Raw genomic sequence first — 11,608 nt, forward strand, 5'->3', positions numbered from 1 at the left:
ACTAAAAAATATGATAGCGTTATGGATTTTCCACACGTCGACCTTCCGGTAGACATCATCGCATGGACAGATGTGACCGAAGACATCCTGAACATCTACAAGCAATCGTGCCGGCTGAAAGCCTGCATTTTTGCTTTATGTATCGAAGGAACCATCACCGTATCTATCAATCTGATGGATACGGAAATCAAGCAGGGAGACTTCGTTGTACTTCTGCCGGGTACCATTATCCAGTTCTACTCCCAGCAGGAGAAGATACGTATCGGGTTTGTAGGTTTTTCAGAACAATGCATTACCAAGGTGAATGTCGTCCAGTCGACTTTCCATTCTCTGTCTTCCATCCTACGTTCACCCGTACTTCACATCGATCCAGCCGTAGCATCCTACTTTCAAGACTACTTCGCATTACTGGGACGGATCACAACAGGCTCGCATACATTAGACACTGAAATGATAAGGCATATTCTGGAAGGCATGCTATACGGCGTAGATAAGTTGTACAGCGATGTCCCCATGCAAGACGTGCGAATGCAGAGCAGAAAGGAAGAAATATGCCGCAAGCTAGTACAGCTTGTCATTGAAAATTACACCCACGAGCGGCGGGCTCAATTCTATGCCGACAAAATGGGCATTTCACTCCAACATCTGAGTACAACAGTCAAGCAAGCTACAGGAAAAAACATTTTGGACATTATTGCACACGTCATTCTGGTTGATGCCAAATCCAAACTCAAATCCACCGATATGACCGTACAGGAAATTGCCTATTCGCTAAACTTTCCCAACGCTTCTTTTTTCGGCAAATACTTCAAGCGATATGTCGGCATGAGCCCGCAAGAATACAGAAACAGTTAAGGTATCTACAAACAGGAAAAAAGTTTTCCCGTTTATGTACCAAGTTCAAGTAATTAATCCTATATTTGTCGTTAATGTACCAATAGCACATTGATATTTTATTAACAGAAATAATTTATGAGAAAACATTCTTCCATATTACTGATGTTTTTGCTTGCCGCATGCTCGTTATTCTTTTCCTGCAATAACAACTTGAAACCTAATGCAGGAAATTTTGAGTTCGACAGCATTCAAGCTAACCGCACGGAACATCTCTTCGGAGATACGGCCAAACCGGCCTGCAACATCCATATCAACATGACCTGTATCACAAAATCGACCGAAGAGGCGATGAAAGACAGCGTCAACCAATACTTGCTTTCAATGTGCTTGGGAGAAAAGTACACGAAACAAACACCCGAAGATGCCATTCAGAACTACGTAAAAGGATACGTAGCAAACTATCGGAAAGACCTGGAACCCATGTTTCTGCAGGAATCCAAAGAAGATACTGCCAGCATAGGCTCATGGTATTCTTATTATAAAGGTATAGAGGGACACGTGCAACTTTATCAGCAGAACCTGTTCGTTTACCGTATAGACTACAATGAATATACAGGAGGGGCGCACGGTATCTACATGACTACTTATCTGAACCTGGACTTGAGGACATTGACCCCCGTGCATTTGGACGATCTCTTTGTGCCCAACTATAAGGAGGCGCTGACGGACTTGCTATGGAACCAGTTGATGGCTGACAACCAAGTGACAACCCACGAAGAACTGGAAGACATGGGATATACCAGTACCGGCGAACTGACCCCAACGGAAAATTTCTTCATCGGTCCTGAAGGAATCACTTTCCACTATAATATATATGACATTGCTCCATACGTCATGGGAGCTACTCAAATTACGTTGCCCTACGATGCCGTACAGCATCTGTTAAATGACACATCCGGCATCCTGGACAATGTCAACAAATAAACAACTATTATCATTCAAAAACGGCAGATCCATGGACATCATACTGAAATATTTCCCCAACCTCTCTGACAAGCAAAAGCAACAATTTGCCGCTTTGGGAGAGCTGTATACCGACTGGAATTCGAAAATAAACGTCATTTCGCGTAAAGATATCGGCAACCTGTATGAACACCATATACTCCATTCGCTGGGCATCGCACAAATCATCCGCTTTACACCCGGCAGCCGTATCATGGACTTGGGAACCGGTGGCGGATTTCCCGGCATACCACTGGCCATTCTCTTTCCCGAAGTGCAATTCCACCTGGTGGACAGTATCGGCAAGAAAATACGAGTGGCCACTGAAGTGGCCCAAAGCATCGGTCTTACCAACACGACCTTCAGCCATACGCGTGCCGAAGAAGTGAAAGATTCCTATGATTTTGTTGTGAGCCGTGCTGTGATGCCTTTGGCCGACCTGATGAAAATCATCCGCAAAAACATAGCGGCCCATCAGCAGAATGCCCTGCCTAACGGTCTCATCTGCCTCAAGGGAGGTGAACTGGAAAACGAAACCATGCCTTTCCGACACAAAACCACGATATGGAATCTGAGCAATTATTTTGAAGAAGAATTTTTCCAAACCAAGAAAGTGGTGTATGTAGCGGGGTGAAAAGGCTATAAATCAAGATATAACAACAGAACCATGAAAATAAAAAGATTTGAATTCAATATGTTTCCCGTAAACTGCTATGTTTTATGGGACGAAACCAATGAAGCAGTCGTCATCGATCCCGGTTGTTTCTATGAAGAGGAAAAGCTGGATTTGAAAGGATTCATCATACACAACGGCCTCCAAGTGAAACACCTGCTGAACACCCATCTTCATTTGGACCACATCTTCGGCAACCCCTTTATGCTGAAAGAATTCGGACTGAAAGCCGAAGCCAATCAAGCAGATGAATTCTGGATAGAGAATGCTCCGAAACAGAGCCGAATGTTCGGATTCCAACTGCAAGAGGAACCCGTTCCGCTGGGACATTATCTGCATGACGGCGATATGATCCACTTCGGACATACAACATTGGAATGTATCCACGTGCCGGGACATTCGCCTGGCAGCCTGGTCTATTATTGTGCGGCCGAACATTGCATGTTTTCGGGAGATGTACTCTTCCAAGGCAGCATAGGACGAGCTGATCTGACCGGAGGCAACTTTGACGACCTCATCGAACACATCTGCAGCCGTCTGTTTGTACTGCCCAATGAAACAATTGTCTATCCCGGACATGGGGCGCCGACTACCATCGGAATCGAAAAAGCCGAAAACCCTTTTTTCAGATAAATGACTATTTTCACTAATTTACTTAATATTACCACCATGATAAACGATTCATTATCCTGCCGCCACAACGGCATCAGTCCGGAGGACGAGAAAATCATGCTCCGTAAAATAGGCGTCGACAGCCTCGACGAACTGATTGACAAAACCATTCCTTCGGACATCCGACTGAAAAAGCCGCTCGATCTGCCCGAACCCATGACTGAATACGAGTTTGCGCAACACATAGCCCGACTCGCTTCCAAAAACAAACTGTTTACGACTTATATAGGTATGGGATGGTATGGCAGCATTACACCGGCCGTCATCCAACGTAATGTGTTTGAAAATCCGGTTTGGTACACATCATACACTCCTTACCAGACTGAAGTTTCGCAAGGACGTCTTGAAGCCTTGATGAACTTCCAGACCGCCGTATCTGACCTCACAGGTATGCCATTGGCCAATTGTTCTCTGCTGGACGAAGCTACAGCAGCAGCCGAAGCTGTAACAATGATGTATGCCCTGCGTTCGCGCCAACAACAGAAGGAAGGTGCCAATGTAGTCTTTGTGGATGAAGCTATTTTCCCGCAAACACTGGCTGTCATGACAACCCGTGCCGTTCCGCAAGGCATTATTCTCCGTACTGGGAAATATACAGAGGTACAATTCACCCCAGATGTCTTTGCCTGTGTGCTCCAGTATCCCAACGCCAACGGATGTATAGAAGACTACCGTACTTTTGTAGAACAAGCTCATGCTGCCGGATGCAAAGTTGCTGTAGCAGCCGACATCCTGAGCCTTGCCTTACTGACTCCTCCGGGAGAATGGGGAGCTGACATTGTTTTCGGTTCTACCCAAAGACTGGGTACTCCCATGTTCTATGGAGGTCCTTCTGCCGCCTACTTTGCAACCCGCGACGAATACAAACGCAACATGCCGGGACGTATCATAGGATGGTCCAAAGACAAGTACGGCAAACTGTGTTATCGCATGGCTCTACAGACCAGAGAACAGCATATCAAACGTGAAAAGGCTACATCCAATATCTGTACGGCCCAGGCCTTGCTGGCCACTATGGCTGGTTTCTATGCCGTTTATCACGGCCAGGAGGGCATCCGTACCATAGCCAGCCGCATTCATAGCATTGCCGCTTATTTGGAAAAAACAATTGAGTCACTCGGCTATGTACAGATAAATGCTTCCTATTTTGACACCTTGCGTTTTGCCTTGCCGGCAACAATTTCTGCCCAACAAATACGTACCATAGCCCTCAGTAAGGAAGTGAATCTGCGCTACTTCGACAACGGCGATGTAGGTATGAGTATCGATGAAACCACCGATATCGCTGCTATCAATACCTTGCTCAGCATTTTTGCCATCGCAGCCGAAACCGAAGTTCCTCAGACAACCGACATTCCTGATGCCAACACACTTCCTGAAGCGCTCCGACGGCAAAGTCCCTACCTGACGCATGAGGTCTTCTGCCGCTATCACACTGAAACGGAAATGATGCGTTACATTAAACGGCTCGACCGCAAGGACATCTCACTGGCCCATTCCATGATTTCGCTGGGTTCATGCACCATGAAACTCAATGCGGCGGCCGAAATGCTCCCCCTAAGCCGTCCTGAATTCATGAACCTGCATCCTCTTGTGCCCGAAGACCAGGCTGAAGGTTATCGGGAACTGATTCACAATCTCAGCGAAGAGTTGAAAATCATCACGGGATTTGCAGGTGTCAGCCTCCAGCCAAACTCTGGCGCAGCAGGTGAATATACCGGACTTCGTGTGATTCGTGCTTATCTTGAAAGTATAGGGCAAGGTCATCGCAACAAGATTCTGATTCCAGCATCCGCTCACGGAACAAACCCGGCCAGTGCCGTACAGGCAGGATTTACAACCGTCACATGCGCTTGTGATGAACATGGCAATGTCGACATGAATGATTTGCGCCTCAAGGCCGAAGAAAATAAGGACTCACTGGCAGCCCTGATGATAACCTATCCGTCGACCCATGGCATCTTCGAGACGGAAATCGTAGAAATATGCAAGATTATCCATGCTTGTGGAGCACAAGTCTATATGGATGGTGCCAACATGAACGCACAAGTCGGTTTGACAAACCCCGGCTATATCGGAGCTGACGTCTGCCACCTGAACCTGCACAAGACTTTTGCATCGCCTCATGGAGGAGGCGGTCCTGGTGTAGGACCTATCTGCGTAGCCGAACACTTGGTTCCTTTCCTGCCCGGACATGCTCTCTTCGGCAACTCAGTCAATGAAGTGTCTGCTGCACCATTCGGTAGTGCTGGTATCCTGCCGATCACTTATGGCTATATCCGCATGATGGGAACTGAAGGTCTGACGCGTGCTACCCGCACGGCCATCCTCAACGCCAACTATCTGGCGGCCTGCCTGCAAGACACATACGGCATTGTTTATCGGGGTGCACAAGGATTTGTAGGACATGAAATGATTCTGGAATGCCGCAAGATTCACGAGGAGACCGGCATCAGCGAAAACGACATCGCCAAACGATTGATGGATTACGGCTATCATGCCCCCACTCTCTCGTTCCCTGTACACGGTACGCTGATGATAGAGCCGACTGAAAGTGAAAGTCTGGCCGAACTGGACAACTTTGTAGATGTGATGCTTCATATCTGGCAGGAAATACAGGAAGTAAAAGAAGGACGTGCAGACAAGACGGACAATGTTCTGCTCAATGCACCGCATCCTGAATACGAAGTAGTATCTGACCAGTGGGAACACAGCTATACCCGCCAAAAAGCAGCCTATCCCACAGAAGCTGTCCGAAAAAACAAGTTCTGGATAAATGTAGCCCGCGTAGACAACACCTTGGGAGACCGAAAACTCCTGCCTACACGCTACGGCACATTCGATTAAATTCAAATAAAAAAGTGGCAGAATCAACGGAATAATAAGAACAATCCGTTATTCTGCCATTTTTCGTAAATGACAATCTATAAAAATGATGGATAATAACAAAGAATGGAAGATACTTCACAGCGAATACCTTATCCGCCGTCCTTGGTTGACAGCACGTCGTGATCACGTCCGCCTGCCTAACGGTGTAGAAAATTCAGAATATTATGTACTGGAATATCCGGATTGGGTAAATGTCATAGCCATCACCTGTGACGGACGATTTCTCATGGAGCAACAATATCGCCATGGTCTACGCTATACAGGTTATGAAATTTGCGCTGGCGTATGTGAACCAGGAGAAGCCCCCATTGAATCTGCACGCCGTGAATTATACGAAGAAACAGGATATGGCAAAGGTAATTGGCAATATCATATGACTATTTCAGCTAACACCAGTACCATGACAAACCTATGCCATTGCTTCGTGGCTACCGACGTAGAACCAATTTCTACTCAACATTTGGAACCAACAGAAGATATCAGTATCCACTTACTGACGATTGAAGAAGTCCGTACCCTTCTCGTAAGCGACCAAATACGACAAGCACTCATGGCAGCTCCGCTTTGGAAGTATTTTGCGGAAAACAAATTGCTCTGAATTCATATCCCTATTATTATAACAAAAAGGCGTACAACCGTTAAAGGGTTATACGCCTTATTTATTGGCAATCAGGATTCTTTATTTAACTTCCTCTAAAACAACTTCAACTGATTATCAGAAGGTTACAAACATCATGGTACAAATATGGTAATTTTATACCGTAAATATTCATATAAACAAAATTGGGAAATATTGATTTGTAAATAGCTGATTATTAGATGTTAAGTGGATTATAAACTATTGTATTCTTTGTACTGATAATACAGATTATAACAATCCTGCTGACATCAGTTATCTCCATTGAGAAGTGTGAGGTGTTGTACATAAATCAGCTTGCCCTTCCATTGATTTTGGAAATCATGTATATATTGTTTTCACTGCATTAGTGTTAAATTGAATACTCTTATGGGAATAAAAATAAACGCCTCCGATTTGAGCATTGTTGAGAGGCTTGGGAGTTCCGATGTCGCAAAAGTACATCAACTTTTCTATTCCGCCAAACTGCTGTGGATGTTTCTGCAGCAAGGTTTATCGTCATCAGTTTACGCAGGGGGCGGCTAATTCTCGCAACAATCTTATTTAGCAAATAAGAGTTACCATTAAACGGAAAAATAATATTTTACTCTTATACATTACCGACCGGGTAAGTCTTTATAGTAAAAAATAACTCCATGTGCGACCCTATATATTAATCAGTTTAATTTAGTATCTATATATAAAGGAAATAAACCAAACTAAACTGTTTTTAAGTTGCTAGAAAAGCGAAAACAAGATCTTGTCTCATTTATTAGATATACAGATATGCAAGTTTATTATTGATGTATTTTACTCTTTGCTGACACAGTTAAATTACATCCTCATATAGCAATTAATCTTAAGTTGTTGTCATTGTACAATCACAATCAACTTCCTATCTCTATTCAACACAATATCATGTCCATATTCATCAAGATGCTGATATTGATGTTCTCTCCAATCCTTTAGTTCTACCGATTTTACACCTGCTGATGAAAGAATTGAGTAGAAGCCTACTCTGATTCTTGGATCTTCAGTCTGCAGTAGTTCTTCATATAGTTTATCAGCCGTTGCTTTATCCCGTTGCAGCCTCACGGACAATGGTGCAACAATCATTCGATAAACAAAAGTATCTTGAAGTTGAGTCAAGTAGTATTTCAGTTTCTCCACAACTTTGTTTTTATCCATCATTGAGAATATGAAGTTGTATGAAGCATAATAGTAGGTCAATTCATATTTGTTATCCCTTGCCTCGTTATAAATCTCTTTTAACCTTTCTACGTTAGTGTTGAGTGAACAATTAATAGATATTCTATTAAAGGAATCATAATTCCATTTCCAGTCTTCCAACTTCAGAAGTTGCTTTATTTCTTCATCATTATTAAATTCAGTGACAATGATTTGAGCTAATGTCGCAGACATTTCGCTATTCTTAGTGTCTATATTGGCTATAGCCAATTCTTTCAATAATTGTTTTTGGTTTCCCACTTTCATTAAGAAAAGTAGAATATTTGCATCGTCAATTTTATCTTTATTTTCATTAAGATACTTCACTATGATTCGGGCAGCATCTGATGTAGGATTAATATATTTTGAGAAGAAAACAATATACAAATAGATACGCTTGTCTTCCTTGACAATTTTCTTTAAATTAGCCATATCATCAGCAAGTAAATAATCGGCTTCATCCACAATCGTTTTCTCAATATATGGACTATCATTGTAGAAAATATGCGTCTGGGCAAATTCATACTCCTTACTGCCAGTACTCAAATTTAACTGCACATATTCATCAAGTTTATGATACATTAGGTATATACAGAATCGTATTTTGTATGTGCATTCTGTTGTCAACTGAGCCGTATTGAATACTTCCTCAGCAACCTTGAATGCGTCAGAATCTCTCCCTGTCCTTTTCAAGTGACCAACTAGACATAAGACCATATCACAAAGAACATAAGCATTTCCTTCCTGTTTGAATAAGTGTAACACCCCTTCTAAATACTCGTCTATACTTGGCAGGTTAGAAATCTTATGTATCATCATGAGTCTTAAGCGTGTATCCATATGAAACCACTTCCTAAGCATTCGAGAGGCTAATTCTGAACTGTGATATTTTGCTATAATAAGCCCAGCAAATTTGTAGTCTTCAGAATAATAATTATTAAGAAACTCTTTAACGTCCTGACGTTCTGAATAGTTCTGTATGATGGCTTCCAGTATGCCCCATTTTGAACCGAGGATATGGTCACTCATTGGAATTTCACCGTTGAGTATCCTTGGTATGTATTTTTCTTCAAATTCCTCTTTGTAATGTTCTATATACACAGACACTGCAAGGTTTTTCATTATACCTTTATCTGCATCATTTATACATTTATCTAAATATGCCTTAATTCGTTCATCATTGCCTTGGTATATTTCATAAGTATATCCTGATATCCATGAAGATTGGTTTAACGGCATCTCATCTAGACATCGCTGAAGCTTTTCGATAACATCAGCATCTTGTATCCAGTTTTTGATGAGAGGATGGACAACAATATGCTGATAACTTTTCATTTCCTCTAATGCTTCAAGAAGTTTTGCTTTGATTCGGGAATCGTTAACAATAGTATTTATAATAAGAGACTCAGCGTCCCACTTAAAATGATCTTTGTCCCTATTGACAGCCCATTCTGTTATCGTTTGAAGCAAATCTGGAGATATTTTTTGTCTTTGAATAATTTTCCACAAATCATATTTATTTCCAATACTAAAAGGATATTTGTTATTAAGTTCTATCTTGATGGCCTTGATAACATTGGGATGATTTATCCAACATGTCAATAGGTATTTCCATGCAATATCCTTGCTGATACTGCTTCGTTCTCTGTATGGTGCACTAACTGAGATTAAAGCCTTTTGCATGACTACATCGTCATCTGGAAAATATTGCTGTAATAATCTGTTAGCCTCCTCTTGAATTGAAAATGGGAGTTCTGAAACTAATTCAAGGATTTCATCTGGTGAAACAGACTCACCTTTAAATAAAGAAAACTCAATTTGATAAAAGTGAGTATAGATGTCACCTGTCACAACTTTTCGTACTAATTCGTTTTCTTTATCTACATCTATCCCATCAACAATCACACTTCTGATAAAGAAGGCTATCACTTCTGGCAATGTTGATGATGTTAAATATGAATTAATTATCTCCAGCAATTTTTCATCGTTAGTGATATGCTTCCTAATTACTTCAGATGCAAGTATTTTGTTATTAACATCACCATTTATAACAGTTAAAACAATAAACTGGCGTTCCTCTTCCGTCAAGTCAGTCACTTGCATCAAACCAGATAGTCTGGTATCATGGTATATGTGAGCTGAAGGGATATATCTGGAAAGAAAGTTTTCAATACGATTCCGTAATAAGCTATTATACAAACCATCAAGCAGAATTTCCAGTAATTGGTGTTTGGTGTCATAATCGGAATCCCATTCAATCTTGTGTATGTATTCTTCTACTTCTTCTAGTAAGAAATATTTAGGTGCTTTCACAGATCTTACAAGAATCTCTAATTTTAATTTATACAAATAATAATCTCTATAATCGTTTGCTTTTATAGGTTTTAAGATATTATACAAACCTACAAAAGTTGATGCTGGTATCATTTCGAAAAGGAAAAGAATAACTTGGTGTAATCCGATATTCGAAACATTATCTTGAATGAATGCTTTTGCCCTATCTATATCTACCGAAAGGTATTTTGCAGCCATAAATTCCTGCAGTTGTCTATTGATGAAAGAAATGCGAGAACCTATTCTTTCCTCAATAATGCCAAGTTGATGAGTATCATGCCTGAATAAGTCATCAACAATATGAGCATTTTTCAATTCCTGTCCAGATGTCTGACTATTTAGATATTGGTTAAGCAGTATTTCTGCTTGGGTCTTATCCATGCAACCATCATTGTAGTAATCAAACATTTCTTTTGACAGAACTCCAAGCATCATTTTGTTGCTTGTGTAGTCAAATGACCCAGAATAGTCGTAAGCCTGATACTTGCGTGACTGCTGATGCTTGATAAACAATTGCTCCATTATGCAGTCCATAGCCGCAATATTGTTGTGAGGAAGTTCGTTACCTTGTAGATATTGTCCAATAAGGATGGTTAGCAACATGGGGTTTTCTTTCATACGATCAACGTCATGTAACAACCTCAACTTAGCAGATAGGAACTCTGCTGTCCTCTTTGTATTGCGAACCAGACCATTATAATGATTCACGCATTTCTTCACAAGTTCATCTTGCTGTAGTGCAGACAATGGTGCGATTGTATATGTGTCGCTTGTACTGAAGGGAGAATTGATATTCGCAATGCCATATTCCCTACTTGAAAAAATGGCTAGTAAATTACCTGCTTCTGTTTCCGCCTTAACTTTACGAATAATTCTATCTGCTTGTAAGGACTCATCACCCCATTCATCTATTCCATCAGCTATTAATAGTATCTTTTGTTGCTCAAATGCATATTCCACGTAATAGCTGTTTTTCTCCCATAACTTACTTTCCTGAAACCAATTCCGAATAATGCTCTTTATATCACTATCGCAATTCCTTGCCATATATGAAAATGGCATCCATACAGGTAAGTAGCCGTCATAGATATCCATTTTTCCTTTTAGCAGTTGTAAGGTAAGATGCTTTAGTAAAGAAGACTTGCCTGAGCCGGGACCTCCTACAATGAGTAATATACTCCTGCTAGGATTCAATATAGTTGATGCAGAGATTCTAATTTCTCTATTGCTCGTTTTATTCAGTTGGCTATAGAATTCTTTAAGATATTGCTCACTATATTCTTGAATATCACTATATTTTTTAGGTATTTATATACCAATTTACACTAATCTTATAAAATAATCTGCATTTAATTTGC

General features: G+C 41.2%; 7 protein-coding genes. 6 read left to right on the forward strand and 1 reads right to left on the reverse strand.

Features of this window, described 5'->3' with window-relative positions; translation table 11 throughout:
• The first annotated feature begins 21 nt into the window (after window positions 1–21).
• The 6 genes from RDO88_RS05085 (at window position 22) to RDO88_RS05110 (ending at window position 6,671) form a co-directional block, all read left to right on the forward strand.
• Window positions 22–855: a helix-turn-helix domain-containing protein gene (locus RDO88_RS05085; RefSeq protein ID WP_307758337.1), complete on the forward strand. Its 834-nt coding sequence runs from the start codon at window positions 22–24 to the stop codon at window positions 853–855.
• A 117-nt stretch (window positions 856–972) separates the two neighbouring features.
• A complete protein-coding gene (locus tag RDO88_RS05090) occupies window positions 973–1,821 on the forward strand; it encodes a DUF3298 domain-containing protein (RefSeq protein WP_307758338.1) in 849 nt (282 codons plus the stop codon).
• Between the two features lie 31 nt (window positions 1,822–1,852).
• Complete coding sequence (gene rsmG, locus RDO88_RS05095; RefSeq protein ID WP_307758339.1) at window positions 1,853–2,473, forward strand: 16S rRNA (guanine(527)-N(7))-methyltransferase RsmG; 621 nt, start codon at window positions 1,853–1,855, stop codon at window positions 2,471–2,473.
• Between the two features lie 33 nt (window positions 2,474–2,506).
• The gene (locus RDO88_RS05100; RefSeq protein WP_307758340.1) at window positions 2,507–3,145 is read left to right on the forward strand and encodes an MBL fold metallo-hydrolase; all 639 of its coding nucleotides are present in this window, start codon (window positions 2,507–2,509) and stop codon (window positions 3,143–3,145) included.
• A 36-nt stretch (window positions 3,146–3,181) separates the two neighbouring features.
• Window positions 3,182–6,031 carry an aminomethyl-transferring glycine dehydrogenase gene (gcvP, locus tag RDO88_RS05105; protein WP_307758341.1) on the forward strand — a complete coding sequence of 950 codons (2,850 nt, stop codon included), beginning with the start codon at window positions 3,182–3,184 and terminating at the stop codon, window positions 6,029–6,031.
• 85 nt (window positions 6,032–6,116) lie between these two features.
• The gene (locus RDO88_RS05110) at window positions 6,117–6,671 is read left to right on the forward strand and encodes an NUDIX domain-containing protein (protein WP_307758342.1); all 555 of its coding nucleotides are present in this window, start codon (window positions 6,117–6,119) and stop codon (window positions 6,669–6,671) included.
• Window positions 6,672–7,559: 888 nt separating this feature from the next.
• On the opposite strand, the gene RDO88_RS05115 is transcribed toward RDO88_RS05110, so the two are convergent.
• Window positions 7,560–11,444: an NACHT domain-containing protein gene (locus RDO88_RS05115; RefSeq protein WP_307758343.1), complete on the reverse strand. Its 3,885-nt coding sequence runs from the start codon at window positions 11,442–11,444 to the stop codon at window positions 7,560–7,562.
• Between the last annotated feature and the right edge of the window lie 164 nt (window positions 11,445–11,608).

This window comes from uncultured Mediterranea sp. (assembly GCF_902493215.1).
Taxonomy (GTDB): Bacteria; Bacteroidota; Bacteroidia; order Bacteroidales; family Bacteroidaceae; genus Bacteroides.